Raw genomic sequence first — 14,665 nt, forward strand, 5'->3', positions numbered from 1 at the left:
TAACTACTGGCCAACACGATGAGTAAGCAACTGATTTTAGCCCTCTCGAAGGGCCGTATTCTGGAAGAGACACTGCCCTTGCTAGCCGATGCGGGCATCACGCCCGCAGAGGATTTAAGCAAAAGTCGCAAGCTGCTGTTCGATACCAATTTGCCAGATGTGAAGTTGGTGATTATTCGTGCTACAGATGTGCCGACCTATGTTCAGTTGGGTGCCGCCGATGTAGGGGTTGCGGGTAAGGATGTGCTGCTTGAGCACGGTGCTGAAGGGCTTTATGAGCCGTTGGATTTAGAGATTGCCCGCTGCAAGCTGATGACAGCCGGCGTCACCGGGCAGTTGCCAGCGCGCGCCCGGCGTCGTGTAGCTACTAAGTTTGTTAATGTGGCCCGTCGTTACTACGCCGAGCAGGGGATTCAGGCTGAGGTGATCAAGCTTTATGGTGCCATGGAGCTTGCGCCCCTGATGAATCTCGCGGACGAAATTGTCGATATCGTTGATACCGGCAATACGCTGCGGGCAAATGGTATGGAGCCGCGTGAGCTAATCGCCCATATCAGCACCCGGCTGGTAGTGAATAAGGCGGCCATGACCATGAAGCATGACCGCATTAAGCCATTGCTGGCCCGGTTAGACAGCGCGGTCAAAAAGCGTCAGGCCCAGCTTGCCGAATGATGTGAGGTGACCCATGAGTGAACCCATGAGCAAACAGACAACTGCAATGATTTCACGCCTATCGACAAGCGATGATACCTTTCTTAATCAGCTCGATGCACTGTTGGATTGGGAAGGGGTGTCGGATAAGGCAGTTCAATCCCGCGTTGAAGAGATTCTTGCGAGCGTTAAGCAGCGCGGCGATGTGGCAGTGATCGAAGCCACCAACCGGTTTGACCGGCTTTCTGTTTCCTCTATGCAAGAGCTGCAGCTTACACCTGAACAGTTGAAGCAGGCTTATGACCATTTGCCCGCCGAGCAGCGTGAAGCGCTAACCAGCGCTGCCGAGCGCATTAAGCGTTATCACGAGCGCCAAAAGCCTAACTCCTGGCAATACGAAGAAGCGGACGGCACAGTGTTAGGTCAGAAAGTCACCCCGTTAGATCGCGCCGGTATCTATGTGCCGGGCGGAAAGGCGGCTTATCCCTCCTCGGTGCTGATGAATGCGATTCCTGCCCATGTGGCCGGTGTGCGTGAGATCGTAATGGTCGTACCTACGCCGGATGGCGTGCTTAATGAGTTGGTGCTGGCTGCAGCCCACCTGGCCGGGGTTGATTATGTATTCACTATTGGTGGGGCTCAGGCGGTGGCTGCGCTTGCTTATGGCACAGAAACGGTGCCTCGCGTCGATAAGATAGTTGGCCCTGGCAACATTTATGTGGCCACGGCAAAGCGCGCGGTGTTTGGTCAGGTGGGTATCGATATGATTGCCGGGCCTTCGGAAATTATGGTGGTGTCCGATGGCCAAACTGATCCTGAGTGGCTGGCGATGGATCTGTTCTCCCAGGCCGAGCATGATGAAGATGCCCAGGCGATCCTGGTTAGCTGGGATGCAGAGCATTTAACGGCCGTCGAGACCGCAATTGAGCGTCTGCTGCCGACTTTGGAGCGCGAAGAGATTGTGCGTGAGTCGTTGCGCAAGCGAGGCGCGCTGATTCACTGCCAGGATGCGCAAGAAGCCATTACGCTGATTAACCGTATCGCCCCTGAGCATCTGGAGCTTTCTGTGGCTGCCCCAGAGACCTGGCTAGATGATATTCGTCACGCGGGAGCAATCTTTATGGGGCGTTATACCGCCGAAGCGCTGGGTGACTACTGTGCCGGGCCGAATCATGTGCTGCCCACCTCTGGCACGGCACGCTTCTCTTCGCCCCTGGGCGTTTATGACTTCCAGAAGCGCTCTTCGATTATCCATTGCTCGGCAGGCGGTGCGTCCGAGCTGGGTAAAATTGCCTCCGTATTAGCGCGTGGCGAGTCATTAACCGCTCATGCCCGCTCCGCTGAGTATCGTATTCGCGATTGATGCCTGGCGCCGTGCCAATGTGCTCATGCTGTTAACGCTGCTATGAGTCGCGTTGCCCCGGCGCCTCTTCATTAATCGGGATGGCGGGGAGTGGGCGCTCGCCCACTTCCAGGGTCATTTCCATGCGCTCGCCGCTACGCACGATGGTTAGCGGTAGCGAGGTGCCAGGTGGTATCGAGGCAATGTCACTCATAGCTGAGCGGGCATCCAAAATCGGCTGTCCGTCGACAGCAAGAAGTACATCTCCCGGCTCTAGCCCTGCTTGGGCTGCCGGGCCGCCCCCAACGACACCTGCAACAATGACGCCCTGTGGTGTTTGCAACCCAAAGGAGGCGGCGAGTTCTCGCGATAATGCCTGTGCCTCAATACCCAGCCAGCCACGAATAACCCGCCCCTGGGTCACCAGTTCATCCAGGATGCTATGAGCAAGGTTGGCAGGAATGGCAAAGCCGATGCCTTGGGAGCCACCTGAGCGGGAGAAAATGGCGGTGTTAATCCCTACCATAGCGCCTTCGGGATTGACCAGTGCCCCGCCGGAATTGCCCGGATTAATGGCCGCATCTGTTTGAATAAAGTCTTCATACGCGTTGAGTCCTAAGTGATTACGCCCGGTAGCGCTAATAATGCCCATGGTGACAGTTTGACCAACCCCAAAAGGGTTGCCAATAGCGAGGGCTACATCACCTACGGCGACATCGGCAGAGTCAGTCAGCTCGATAACCGGCAGGTCGTCCAGGTCAATTCGCAGTACAGCTAAATCGCTTTCAGGGTCAGTGCCAATCACTTCCGCAAGTGTTTCTCGCCCGTCCCTAAGGGCGACCTGAATCTCATCGGCGCCATTGATAACGTGGTGATTAGTCAGCACATAGCCATCTTCGCTTACGATGACCCCAGAGCCTAGACTGGAAAGCATTCGCTGGTGCGTCGTGGCATCGTCACCCTGGTTGTCAAAAAACTGCTGGAAGAAAGGATCCGACATCAAGGGGTGCTGGTCGCGTTCCACAATACGTGATGAGTAAATGTTAACCACCGCAGGGGCCGCTTGCTCCACCGCCTGTGCGTAGCTCACAGGCCCCTCGTTGCGGGATAGCGGTGCTGCTTGATGTATTTCGGGGGCAGGCCGGTTAGGGCTCGGCTCCTCGACGGCAGGCGTCGTAGAAATAACCGGGGCAGCGGCTTGAGGTGGTTGTGGCGATGAGTCGCGAAACGGGTTGGGCAGCTGCTCAGGGAGCGCAAAGAGGATCACTACAGCGAACAGCACGCCAGTAATAACGGGCCAAAGGTAAGGCTGCACATAGCGTCGCATGCAATAAATTCCTTAACGGGTCGATCTCACTGTTCGCGATAAAAAGCAGTGAGTTTTACAATGGTTTAATGGTAACACTTTATTAGCGAGTTCCTCACGGGTGCAGGTAAATCAATAAAAGGATGCAATATGATTCATCGAGACCAACTAGTGGCGGCCTGTGATCATCAGTTACATGCCGCTCAATTTAAAGATTATACGATTAATGGTTTGCAGATTGCGGGTGGCGAGAACGTTAAACGCATCATGACAGGGGTTACTGCCTGTCAAGCGCTGCTGGATGAGGCCGTTGCTTGGAAGGCCGATATGGTATTGGTACACCATGGCTATTTCTGGAAAAACGAACCCGTTGCGATTACCGGTATGAAGCGGAGGCGGATTAAGACACTGCTTGATAACGACATCAGCTTATTGGCGTATCACCTGCCTTTGGACGCTCACACAGAGTTAGGCAATAACGCCGAATTGGCCAGGCGCTTAGGATGGAAGGTGGAAGGGTGCATTGATGGCGAGCTAGGAGAGGGGCTTTTGTGGTCGGGGCGTTTAACACAGCCGCTTTCTTTGCAGGATCTGGCAGTACAAATTGAGCATACTCTTGAGCGGGAGCCGCTGGTGATAGAAGCTCCGCAAGTCGGCGACATCGAGCGCATTGCTTGGTGCACCGGCGGGGCGCAAGACATGATAACCGCCGCCTTCGAAGCAGGAGCGCAGGCATTTGTTTCGGGTGAGATATCAGAGCGAACCACTCACTTGGCGCGAGAAATGGGAATTCACTATATTGCAGCCGGTCATCATGCCACTGAGCGTTATGGAATTCAGGCGCTAGGCGAGTGGTTAAGCGATGAGTACGACGTGGAACACCGCTTCGTCGATATTGATAATCCTGCTTAATGCATTGAGCAGCACCATCATCGCCGGTAACAGATAACAAGTGCCGGGGCAGGCTTCAGCGAGGGGCTTTCGCGACAGGATTGAAATATGTCCCTAACTAATTCTAAATTTTCGCCGTCTGGGTTTGTCAGATGGCGAAAGTAGCACTCTCGCGAAAGCCAGTCATTGGCCTATTTCAATAGCGTGGTGGTTGAGGTGTCGCGGCCTCATTACTTTTTAAACCAAAATCCTCGGATAATGTGCCGCCCTTACCGTCAGCGTAGTCGCGGGGTGTCGAAGGCGTCGCTGTATCTGGCTGCGTCTGCTCTGACGTAGCGTTAATGCCCGAAAAATCTAGGCTGGGCTGAATGGCGACATCACGAATCTCCCACTCCGCAGCGTCCTCTTTCAGCTGAAGTTCTAGCTGGTTTGCTTCATCGCGAATATTACCTAGCCGTTGATAGATTCCGGTCAAGTGGCTGCCCACGCTGCTTTTCATCTCGGCAATTTGATGTTCGCGTTCGAGTAGCTTTTGATGCATGGCAGCAGCCTCGCGCTGGCTTTTGCTGAATAGGCGGTAGCAGCCTAATCCAACAATCACACCGACGATAAAGCCGATAACGGCAAAAGTTAATGGTGAGCTTGCGTCCACAGTGTTCTCCCTGGCGCCTTGCATAAAGAGTTACGCTGCATTAGTTGGCAGCTTAAGAAATCAAACAGGCTGCCATTATAGGCGTCAGTCAGCCGGTTGGGTCAATCCACTCATGCGCTTAGACGACTCTGCGGGTATAATCACAGCTTTCTTAAGGTTGCCAGTGGTTGTGCTGGTTGCTGCCTTACATGTTGTGGGAGGCGATTGCATGTCATCAACATCTGCGAATAGGGCAATGTCCAAAACACGCCCGGCATCGCCTATTGAGCGCTATCGAGAGGACTTGGAGCGTGAAGATTTTCAATATGATGCTGCGCAAGAGTCGGCAGTAAAGCATTTGCAGCGGCTTTATGATGAACTTGTGGCTGCACCAACCACCGTGCCAAAAACAGTGGTCGCTAATAAAGGTTTGAAGTCCAAAGTGGCCGGCTTTTTAGGAAAAAAGCGCTCTTCCGCGGATAAACCGGCATTGCCTCAGGTTAGAGGGCTCTATTTTTGGGGTGGAGTAGGGCGGGGGAAAACGTATTTAGTTGATACCTTTTACGAATCACTCCCCTTTCCAGATAAAATGCGCACCCATTTTCATCGTTTTATGCAGCGTGTTCATAACGAGCTGTCACACTACAAAGGTGAAAAAAATCCACTCACGCTGATTGCTGGTAAGTTTGCCACCGAGGCGCGAGTAATTTGCTTTGATGAATTCTTTGTCAAAGATATTACCGATGCAATGATTCTTGCCAATCTACTTGAAGCTCTTTTTGAGCGTGGGGTCGTGCTTGTGGCAACCTCAAATATCGTGCCTGATGATTTGTATAAAGATGGTCTGCAGCGCGCACGTTTTCTGCCCGCCATCGAGCTGGTAAATCGCCACTGTGAGGTGGTTAACGTCGATTCAGGGGTGGATTATCGACTGCGAGCGCTCGAGCGTGCCGCCATTTTTCACTCTCCGCTGGATGAGGCGGCCGAGCATGAGCTTGCGCGTAGCTTTCGCGAGATAGCGGGCCATGAGGGTGAAGTAGATGCATCACTGGAGGTCAATCACCGAGTACTGAGTGCGCGCCGTTTGCATGATGACATCGCCTGGTTTGAGTTTCTTGAGCTATGCGACGGGCCACGCAGCCAAAATGACTATATTGAACTGGCCCGTGAGTTTCACACAGTGCTGGTCTCTAATGTGACATATATGGATGCCAAGAAGGATGATCAGGCGCGCCGTTTCATTAATATGGTAGATGAGTTTTATGATCGAGGTGTGAAGCTACTAATGTCGGCAGAAGTGCCAATTGAGCAGCTTTATAGCGATGGCAAGCTGACGTTTGAGTTCCAGCGTACTCTTTCCCGCCTGCAAGAAATGCAGTCAAAGGAGTACTTGGCATTGGCGCATAAACCCTAGCGGGCGAAGAGTCCCTTGCCCAAGTAAAAAAGTCACGATACGGCTTAACTTGTCGCTATCCTTACTGTAGAATGCCGCCTCGCTACATGTTGCTGGCTTAAACTGGCAACCAAAAAGAATAGGGATGGTGCTTCGCCGTATAACGGTGTGAGTCACCCAATACATTTAATCTGGTGATTTTATCCATGAAGACGTTCAGTGCTAAGCCGCAGTCCGTCCAGCGCGACTGGTATGTTGTCGACGCTAAGGACAAAACGCTCGGTCGCCTGGCAACCGAGATTGCTCGTCGCCTACGCGGCAAGCATAAGCCCGAATTTACCCCTCACGTTGATACCGGCGACTATATTGTTGTTATCAACGCAGAGAAAGTCCATGTGACCGGCAACAAGGCGAAGGCAAAAACCTACTACCGCCACACTGGTTACCCGGGCGGTCTGCGCTCTATGACATTCGACAAGATGCTTGATCATGCGCCCGAGCGCATCATTGAGTCAGCCGTTAAAGGCATGTTGCCGAAAGGTCCTTTGGGTCGCGCCATGTACACTAAATTAAAAGTGTACGCCGGTGCCGAGCATCCGCATGCTGCCCAACAGCCGCTTGAACTAGACATCTGAGGAAATCTTCGCCATGACACAGCAGTATTACGGTACCGGGCGCCGCAAGACTTCCACCGCTCGCGTGTTTATGAAGCCAGGCTCTGGCAAAATTACTGTCAATAACCAAGATCTAGACCTTTACTTTGGTCGTGTTACCGGTCGTATGGTTGTTCGCCAGCCGCTTGAGTTGACCGAAACGCTAAGCCAGTTTGACATTTTTGTGACTGTCGCTGGCGGCGGCGGTTCATCTCAGGCAGGTGCTATTCGTCACGGTATTACCCGTGCCCTGATGAACTATAATGAAGACCTGCGTCCTTCGCTGCGTGCCGCTGGGTACGTAACGCGTGATGCTCGTCAAGTTGAACGTAAGAAAGTCGGCCTGCGCAAAGCACGTCGTCGTCCGCAGTTCTCTAAGCGTTAATTCTTTACGCTATGCGGCAAAACGCCCAGGTCATCGACCTGGGCGTTTTTTATTGAAATATCAAAAAATTATATTGCTCGTACCACTATGGTCACGGGCGGTTGTTCTTGTGCATAGCGCTTTGTTTTTTTACCATAGAGCGTATTTGATATTCGTCGCCGCAAGACGCTTTTGCGGCGAAGCGGGTAAGCTGATGGGAGAAACCTGAAATGGCAGATAACGGCGTAAACAAAGGCCGACGCCGTTTCCTCGTAGGCGCCACCTCCGTTGTGGGAGCGGTAGGTGCTGTCGGGGTTGCGGTCCCCTTTGTGGCTTCTTGGCAGCCTAGTGCCAGGGCAAAAGCAGCGGGTGCTCCCGTTCAAGCGGATATATCCAGGCTTGAGCCAGGGCAACGTATGACCGTTGAGTGGCGTGGTCGTCCTATATGGATTATCAACCGCACGCCGGAGATGATTGAGCGTACTGAATCGCTGACCGGTGACCAGTTAGCTGATCCTGATTCGGAAGTGCCACAACAACCCCCCTACATTGATGGTGGGTTGCGGTCGATTCGACCTGAAATTGGTGTTCTGATTGGTATCTGTACGCACTTAGGTTGCTCGCCACTTTTTCGCCCTGAGCCTGATGCCGAGGGAGTCGGCGTCGATAATTGGCCGGGTGGTTTCTTCTGTCCTTGTCACGGCTCTCGCTTTGACTTAGCTGGTCGTGTGTTCAGTAATGTTCCTGCGCCGATTAACCTTGAGGTTCCACCCTACCGCTTTGAGAATGACGATATCATTGTCATCGGCGAAGATGAGGAGAGTGCCTAATGGGTAATCCGAATAAAGCTAAAGCGGAAAAGGGCCTCATGCGGTGGGTAGATGATCGCTTTCCTGCGACGCAAATGTGGCAAGAGCATCTATCTAAATATTACGCGCCGAAAAACTTCAACTTCTGGTACTTCTTCGGCTCCCTGGCGCTGCTGGCGCTGGTTAACCAAATCCTTACAGGGGTTTGGCTGACGATGAGCTTTAATCCCTCTGCGGAAGGTGCATTCGATTCTGTCGAGTACATCATGCGGGATGTGGAGTGGGGTTGGTTGATTCGCTATATGCACACCACCGGCGCCTCTGCCTTCTTTCTTGTCGTTTATCTGCATATGTTCCGTGGTCTGTTATACGGTTCTTACAAAGCCCCCCGCGAATTAGTGTGGGTCTTTGGCATGACGATTTACCTGGTACTGATGGCAGAAGCCTTCATGGGGTACCTGCTTCCTTGGGGCCAAATGTCCTATTGGGGTGCGCAGGTCATCATTTCGCTATTCTCTGCCATTCCCGCTATCGGCCCTGATTTGGCGCAGTGGGTGCGTGGCGACTTCCTGATCTCGGGTATTACTCTTAACCGCTTCTTCGCGCTGCACGTGGTGGCTCTCCCCATCGTTATTTTAGCGCTCGTTGTGCTACATATTATTGCCCTGCATGAAGTGGGTTCCAATAACCCAGATGGCATTGATATCAAGCAGAAGAAGGATGAAGCCGGTGTGCCGCTAGATGGGATTCCTTTCCATCCCTACTACACGGTTAAGGACCTTGTTGGCGTAGCAGTATTTCTGTTCGTTTTCTGTGTGGTGGTGTTCTACTTCCCAGAAGGCGGTGGGTACTTTATTGAGCGACCCAACTTTGATCAGGCGAACCCGCTGCAAACCCCTGACCATATTGCGCCCGTTTGGTATATGACGCCGTTCTACGCCATTCTTCGTGCGATTACCTTCTCGGTGCTTGGGTTAGAAGCTAAGTTCCTCGGCGTTATCTTTATGGGCGCGGCAATTGCAATATTGTTTGTGCTGCCCTGGTTGGATCGTAGTCCGGTGCGCTCTATGCGTTACAAAGGCTGGATATCGAAAGTGATGTTGCTGCTGTTTGCCATCAGCTTCGTTATTCTCGGTGTTTTAGGTGTATTACCATCAACCACAGGGCGAACCATTCTGGCGCAAACATGCACCGTGATTTACTTTGCCTTCTTTGTCTTGATGCCTATTTACACCAAGCTTGAGAAGACTAAACCCGTTCCGGAAAGGGTGACTGGCTAATGAAAAAGCATCTATTTGGACTCCTTTTCGCTTTAGTGCCAGTAACTGCGATGGCTGCAGGAGGCGCTAGTGTGCCTCACTCGATGGATCCTGATCTTCACGATCAAGCCTCGCTGCAAAATGGCATGAAACTCTATGTTAACTACTGCATGGGTTGCCACTCGCTTCAGTATCAGCGTTTTGCTCGTGCGGCAGACGATTTGGGAATGCCTCAGGGCCTGGTTGAAGAGAATCTGATTTTCTCGCCTGAATTGGCCTATAACGATCAGATGCATATCGCCATGGATAGTGGCGATGCAGAGAGCTGGTTTGGCGCACCGCCGCCCGATCTATCGCTTAAAGCGCGTGTGCGTGGAACCGACTGGATTTACTCCTATCTGCTCAGTTTCTATAAAGATCCCAGCCGTCCAACGGGTGTTAACAACACGGTCTTTGATCTGGTAGCAATGCCTAACGTGTTGGAGCCTTTGCAGGGCGTGCAAGAGCTGGTGTGTGCTGAAACTGACCATCCGGTTGAAGGACAAGAGCCGGATGCGTTGTCGGGTAAATATCAGTCTTGTGACGTGCTGCAAGTCACTGAGCCGGGTGAGCTTGAGCCTGCTGAGTTTGAGGAAGCGATGTATGATCTTACTAACTTCCTGGCATATGTCGGCGAGCCTTCCAAGCTACAGGCCCAGGCGCTGGCGCCTAAAGTGCTGATCTTTATTTTCATTTTTGGTGTGATTGCTTACCTGCTCAAGCGTGAGTACTGGCGAGATATCCACTAATTAGCAGTAGCTGATCGTCAGTAGGGCGCACGGTGTAAGCCGTGCGCCTTTTGCTTGTCAGTATGGCAAAGAAGCAAAGCAAGCTAGCTTCCCCTAAGGGCGTGCTGGCGTGTTATTATCCAAGATTGTTTTGAAGTGAGGGTGCTTTCATGGGTGTTGTGGCCAAGCGGTCGTCGATGATTTTTTACTCAGGTAGTGATGATCATTTCAGTCATCGTGTGCGCATTGTGCTGGCCGAAAAGGGGGTTGCCGTTGATATCGTCGATGTTCTCGACGAAAAACCACCCGAAGAGCTAGCAGACCTCAATCCGTACAACAGTGTGCCAACGCTGTTAGATCGTGACTTGGTGCTTTATGAGTCCAAAGTCATGATGGAGTATCTGGATGAGCGTTTTCCGCATCCTCCGCTGCTGCCTGTTTACCCAGTGGCGCGTGCGCAAAGTCGTCTATGGATGCATCGCATTGAGCGTGAGTGGTGCCCAATGGTCGATCAGATTCGCAGCGGTGGTAAAAAAGAAGCGGATAAAGCGCGTAAAGAGCTGCGCGAAAGCTTAATTGGCATATCGCCGATTTTTGAAGATATGCCATATTTCATGAGCGAAGAATTTACGCTCGTGGATTGCTGTTTAGCGCCTGTGCTGTGGCGTTTGCCGGATCTCAACATTGAGTTGCCAGAAAAGCAGGTCAAACCGTTGCTGGCATACATGTCGCGAGTATTCGAGCGTGAAGCGTTTAAGGCCTCTTTAAGTGAGCGTGAAAAAGAGATGCGCGCTTGAATTCATACGGCTCCTGGTTGCTGGTTTAAGGCAGGGAGCCTTACTTGTAAGGAGGAGGGAGTCTAGATGAAATCGAGTCGGCCCTATCTCGCCCGAGCGCTTTATGAATGGCTGCTGGATAATGAATTAACGCCTTATCTGGTCGTTGATGCGACGTTGCCTGGAGTAGAAGTGCCTCGTCAGTTTGTTCAGAATGGCCAGATTGTTTTGAACGTGGCACCGACCGCTGTGCGTGATCTATTTATGGAGAATCAGGCGATAGGCTTTAACGCGCGCTTCGGTGGGCAGCCTATGCAAGTGATGATCCCTATCCCCGCGTTAATTGCTATTTATGCTCGTGAGAACGGCACTGGCATGGTGTTTGGTCATGAGCCTGAGTTGAATGATGCCGATGAGTCCTTAGGTAGTATTGAGGATGAAGATAAGGCATTTTCGAAGCCTGAGCTGTCGATCACTGAGCCTGTTACTGAAAAGGGCGGCGGTGATTCAAATGCATCAAGCGAAGATGCTGATAAAGGGGCACAAGCGATGAGCAAGGCGAAGAAGAAACCAACCCTGCGTGTCGTTAAATAGGTCCTGGTATTTCCATAAAAAAGCCTCGCTCATTTGGGCGAGGCTTTTTAACGCCTGTACATCACGCTAGCGTGATGTTTAGTCGATGTAATCAAATACTTTAACAATCCGCTGTACGCCGCCAACGGACGAGGCTGCATTGACAATGCGATCCGCTTCTTCGCGAGTGACGCGGCCCATTAGGTATACACTGGCGTTTTCAGTGGTTACTTTTAGCTTTGATGAGTCGATGCGGTCATTCGTCGCCAGGTGACTAATGACATTGGTGGTTAACCAAGTATCAGCCAGGCGCTGACTGGCCGGAAGGCGAGCGGCAATGGTGAGCTCATTGTGCACTTTACTAACGCCGCGCAGGTTGCCCGTCACTTCGCCTGCCATATTGCGAAGTTCTTCGCTAGGCACTTGTCCCACCAGTAGTACAACGCCGTTATAGCTATGGGCACGAATGCGGGCGTCGCCTAGTCGTGCGTCGGCGCGCTTCAATGCATCATCAACTTCACGCTCAATCGTCGCATCAACGGCTTCTACATCTTCGCTACGTTGGGCGTAGTTGGATTGATTTGAGGCTGAATTGTTGGCACAGCCAGTGACAAAAATTACCGCGCAAAGCGCCGCGGCCATGAAGCCACGAGAGGAGAGGCGTTGGGTCATCGGTAAGGCTCCTTGATGTTGCAGTTAAGCATTCAGTGAAAGACATTGTTTGTAAGGACTTAGTTCGTGGTGCTTTCATTAGGCGTTTAAGCGCTACCAAACAACTGTTCGTCGATAAGGTCGCATAGACAGTGAATCACCAGAAGGTGAACCTCTTGAATGCGGGCCGTCGAGGTGGCGGGTACGCGAATTTCACAATCGTCTTGTCCTAATAGTGACGCCATGTCACCGCCATCGCGGCCAGTCAGAGCGACAACGGTCATTTCGCGATCATGGGCTGCTTGAATGGCTTGTACAATATTGCCCGAATTGCCGCTGGTTGAAATAGCCAGCAGCACATCACCCGGTTGCCCTAAGGCGCGGATCTGTTTTGAAAACACCTCGTTATAGCTGTAGTCATTGGCAATAGAGGTGAGTGTGGAGGTGTCGGTCGTCAGTGCTAATGCCGGAAGGCTTGGCCGCTCACGCTCAAAGCGGTTTAGCAGCTCAGAGGAGAAATGCTGGCTGTCACCGGCACTGCCGCCATTGCCGCATGCAAGAATTTTCCCTTCGCTAACAAGGCATTGCACCATCATTTGGCTTGCCACTTCAATAAAAGGTGGAAGCACTTCGCTGGCATACGTTTTGGTGTCGATGCTGGCGTTAAAGTGGCCAAGTATACGAGATTGAAAGTCCATCAGGGCTTCCTGGTTGTAGAGTCAAAAGGCATCAAAAGCAGCTTTCACCCAGTGAAAATCGAGATCGGGTGACTTGCCCGTAATCGCCAGGATATCAAAGCGGCATGGCGATGAAAGCCCGCCGCGGGCGATATATAGCCTTGCTGCACGCACTAGTCGCTGCTGCTTCTGGTGGGTAATAGTTTCCAGCGGATGTCCGTAGCGCGTCGTTGTGCGGTGTTTGACCTCGACAAAGACAAGAATATCGCCATCTCGCATTATCAAGTCAAGTTCGCCCCCTTTCACGTGATGATTCTGAGTGACGAGAACGAGGCCTTGCTGACACAGCCATTGAGCAGCAATTTGCTCAATGGCGGCACCGCGGGCACGAGCAGTTTGGGCGTTATTCGCCACTGTCTTCCATGCCGGGGATTAAAATGGGCGATGGAACGCCGTTCTGGAATTTTGCCCAGGGCAGTTCACGGTAAATACGTCCGTCGTCGTTTAAGTACAGCTTGCCGGTACTGCCGTTCAAGCCGTTAAGTTGGGCCAGATTTGAGAAGCGAATGGCCAGCTCGTAAGCATCAACACCCATTGCCATTAAGCGGAACATGGACGCATCAGATTCATCGCTTAAGCTCTGATAGGTTGATGCAAAGGGAAGAGCCTCTTCACCGCCAACCGCGGCGTCCGGGATTTGCCAAGGAATATCTACAAACATCACGTCATTAAGATCTTGGTCGAGACGAGTTTGCAGGCGTCCCTCATGCAAATGAGACGTGGCGTAAATGGGTAGGTTGGGCGCGTAGTAGTAGTCCATGGTAGGCGGTACTTGACGCGCATATTCCGGTAAAGCGAGCAGGAAGAGGGCGTCAATATTATTTAAACGAGCGCGTTCACCGCTGACGTTAAGAGCGGTTTTAACGGCGTTAGATACCGAGCTACTAGGGTTATAACGTACGGCATTGGTGATTTCTCCCCCCTGGCTGTGCCACTCATTCCAAAAAGCTTCACCGACTCGGCGTCCCCAGCCGTTGTCGGGCACCATCATGGACATCTGGCGGTGGCCGTCTTGCCAGGCGCGACGAGCGGCTTGACGGGCTTCATCCTCAGCTGAAAGGCCGTATTGGAAAAGCCGTTGAGCTTGATTGTTGTCGCCATTGCCATAGTTGAGCGCAAGAGTGGGCAGGGGTACGCTGTCGCGCTGTTCAAGCTGAGTGACTTGATCTTTATCTAGTGGGCCAATCATTAGCTGAGCATTCATCTGTTGAGCGCGATCATATAGCTCATCCAGTGAGTAACGCGACGCGTCAAGGAAGCTTAACTCGACATTGCCACCTTTAACTTGGTGATGCTGGCGCATGGCGGTGGCGATGGTGTTGGCAACGCTGCTTAGCGGGCCTGATTCGGGCAGGGCTACCACGATACGACGTATATCCTGACCTTCAAGCTCAGGCAGTGCGACCTTGACAGCCCCCGGCTGGTCAAGCGCTTCGCGTGCCCAGCTCTGGCGCTCCTCAAGCGTTTGTTGCTGGTTCGCTTGCATCGGTAGTTCGTCGTCCAATACTTGAGTGGCGCGCAGCACTGAGCGTGGCTCATCTAAAGCTCGGGCCAGTTCGGAAAATAACAGCGCCCAACGCACGCGATCAGGCTCTGATAACAGGCTTTCATCAATGCCACCTGCGGTCTCAAAGGCTTTTTCACGCTCACCTTGTTTAGCCAAGATATTGGCCGCTTCCAAGCGCGTTCTGGCTGCTTGCTCCGGCGCCTGTTGTTCCGCTTGGCTGAGTAGCTGACCTGGGTCTTCAGCAGGCACGCGGTCCACCACGCTTGGCGGCTGCATCGCACAGCCAGCAACGAGAAATGCCACAAGGGTCGCGGCGAGTAAGCCACGTAATGACTGTTTCATGTATCCTTCCTTA

The 14,665-nt window shown here is 52.5% G+C and carries 17 protein-coding genes; 11 read left to right on the forward strand and 6 right to left on the reverse strand.

Going from position 1 to position 14,665, the window contains the following annotated elements:
* Positions 1 to 18 precede the first annotated feature (18 nt).
* Positions 19 to 672: an ATP phosphoribosyltransferase gene (hisG, locus tag AC5TBW_RS07005; RefSeq protein WP_495511371.1), complete on the forward strand. Its 654-nt coding sequence runs from the start codon at positions 19 to 21 to the stop codon at positions 670 to 672.
* A gap of 25 nt (positions 673 to 697) precedes the next feature.
* Positions 698 to 2,014 (forward strand): histidinol dehydrogenase, encoded by a 1,317-nt coding sequence (gene hisD, locus AC5TBW_RS07010; protein WP_495511372.1) that lies wholly within the window; start codon positions 698 to 700, stop codon positions 2,012 to 2,014.
* Between the two features lie 40 nt (positions 2,015 to 2,054).
* Here the strand turns inward: hisD and AC5TBW_RS07015 are convergent, their stop codons facing one another.
* Complete coding sequence (locus AC5TBW_RS07015; protein WP_495511373.1) at positions 2,055 to 3,320, reverse strand: Do family serine endopeptidase; 1,266 nt, start codon at positions 3,318 to 3,320, stop codon at positions 2,055 to 2,057.
* A 129-nt stretch (positions 3,321 to 3,449) separates the two neighbouring features.
* Between AC5TBW_RS07015 and AC5TBW_RS07020 the strand changes: the two genes are divergently transcribed.
* A complete protein-coding gene (locus AC5TBW_RS07020) occupies positions 3,450 to 4,211 on the forward strand; it encodes a Nif3-like dinuclear metal center hexameric protein (protein ID WP_495511374.1) in 762 nt (253 codons plus the stop codon).
* Between the two features lie 175 nt (positions 4,212 to 4,386).
* Here the strand turns inward: AC5TBW_RS07020 and AC5TBW_RS07025 are convergent, their stop codons facing one another.
* Entirely contained in the window at positions 4,387 to 4,842 is a 456-nt protein-coding gene (locus AC5TBW_RS07025; protein WP_495511375.1) for a ZapG family protein, read from the reverse strand.
* 208 nt (positions 4,843 to 5,050) lie between these two features.
* On the opposite strand from AC5TBW_RS07025, the gene zapE reads away from it, so the two are divergent.
* The 8 genes from zapE (at position 5,051) to AC5TBW_RS07065 (ending at position 11,436) form a co-directional block, all read left to right on the forward strand.
* Entirely contained in the window at positions 5,051 to 6,235 is a 1,185-nt protein-coding gene (gene zapE / locus AC5TBW_RS07030; RefSeq protein WP_495511925.1) for a cell division protein ZapE, read from the forward strand.
* A gap of 185 nt (positions 6,236 to 6,420) precedes the next feature.
* Positions 6,421 to 6,849, forward strand: coding sequence for a 50S ribosomal protein L13 (gene rplM, locus AC5TBW_RS07035; RefSeq protein ID WP_008958668.1), 429 nt, complete (start codon positions 6,421 to 6,423; stop codon positions 6,847 to 6,849).
* A 13-nt stretch (positions 6,850 to 6,862) separates the two neighbouring features.
* Positions 6,863 to 7,252: a 30S ribosomal protein S9 gene (gene rpsI / locus AC5TBW_RS07040; protein ID WP_008958669.1), complete on the forward strand. Its 390-nt coding sequence runs from the start codon at positions 6,863 to 6,865 to the stop codon at positions 7,250 to 7,252.
* A gap of 209 nt (positions 7,253 to 7,461) precedes the next feature.
* A complete protein-coding gene (petA, locus tag AC5TBW_RS07045) occupies positions 7,462 to 8,061 on the forward strand; it encodes a ubiquinol-cytochrome c reductase iron-sulfur subunit (protein ID WP_495511376.1) in 600 nt (199 codons plus the stop codon).
* Complete coding sequence (locus AC5TBW_RS07050) at positions 8,061 to 9,320, forward strand: cytochrome b (protein ID WP_495511377.1); 1,260 nt, start codon at positions 8,061 to 8,063, stop codon at positions 9,318 to 9,320. Before petA ends, AC5TBW_RS07050 begins: the two co-directional genes overlap by 1 nt.
* A complete protein-coding gene (locus tag AC5TBW_RS07055; RefSeq protein ID WP_495511378.1) occupies positions 9,320 to 10,087 on the forward strand; it encodes a cytochrome c1 in 768 nt (255 codons plus the stop codon). The genes AC5TBW_RS07050 and AC5TBW_RS07055 overlap by 1 nt, the downstream gene beginning before the upstream one ends.
* Positions 10,088 to 10,236: 149 nt before the next feature.
* Positions 10,237 to 10,863, forward strand: coding sequence for a stringent starvation protein SspA (gene sspA, locus AC5TBW_RS07060; RefSeq protein WP_240716517.1), 627 nt, complete (start codon positions 10,237 to 10,239; stop codon positions 10,861 to 10,863).
* Between the two features lie 66 nt (positions 10,864 to 10,929).
* Complete coding sequence (locus tag AC5TBW_RS07065) at positions 10,930 to 11,436, forward strand: ClpXP protease specificity-enhancing factor (protein ID WP_495511379.1); 507 nt, start codon at positions 10,930 to 10,932, stop codon at positions 11,434 to 11,436.
* A gap of 78 nt (positions 11,437 to 11,514) precedes the next feature.
* Here AC5TBW_RS07065 and AC5TBW_RS07070 read toward each other — a convergent pair whose 3' ends face one another.
* The 4 genes from AC5TBW_RS07070 to AC5TBW_RS07085 all read right to left on the reverse strand — a co-directional run bounded on the left by AC5TBW_RS07070 (position 11,515) and on the right by AC5TBW_RS07085 (position 14,652).
* Positions 11,515 to 12,087 (reverse strand): BON domain-containing protein, encoded by a 573-nt coding sequence (locus AC5TBW_RS07070; protein WP_495511380.1) that lies wholly within the window; start codon positions 12,085 to 12,087, stop codon positions 11,515 to 11,517.
* Between the two features lie 86 nt (positions 12,088 to 12,173).
* Positions 12,174 to 12,764: a phosphoheptose isomerase gene (locus AC5TBW_RS07075; protein ID WP_071692837.1), complete on the reverse strand. Its 591-nt coding sequence runs from the start codon at positions 12,762 to 12,764 to the stop codon at positions 12,174 to 12,176.
* Positions 12,765 to 12,785: 21 nt separating this feature from the next.
* Positions 12,786 to 13,157 (reverse strand): YraN family protein, encoded by a 372-nt coding sequence (locus AC5TBW_RS07080; RefSeq protein WP_495511381.1) that lies wholly within the window; start codon positions 13,155 to 13,157, stop codon positions 12,786 to 12,788.
* Positions 13,147 to 14,652 carry a penicillin-binding protein activator gene (locus AC5TBW_RS07085; protein ID WP_495511382.1) on the reverse strand — a complete coding sequence of 502 codons (1,506 nt, stop codon included), beginning with the start codon at positions 14,650 to 14,652 and terminating at the stop codon, positions 13,147 to 13,149. The genes AC5TBW_RS07080 and AC5TBW_RS07085 overlap by 11 nt, the downstream gene beginning before the upstream one ends.
* Between the last annotated feature and the right edge of the window lie 13 nt (positions 14,653 to 14,665).

The sequence above is a fragment of the Vreelandella sp. ssv genome (genome assembly GCF_059448525.1).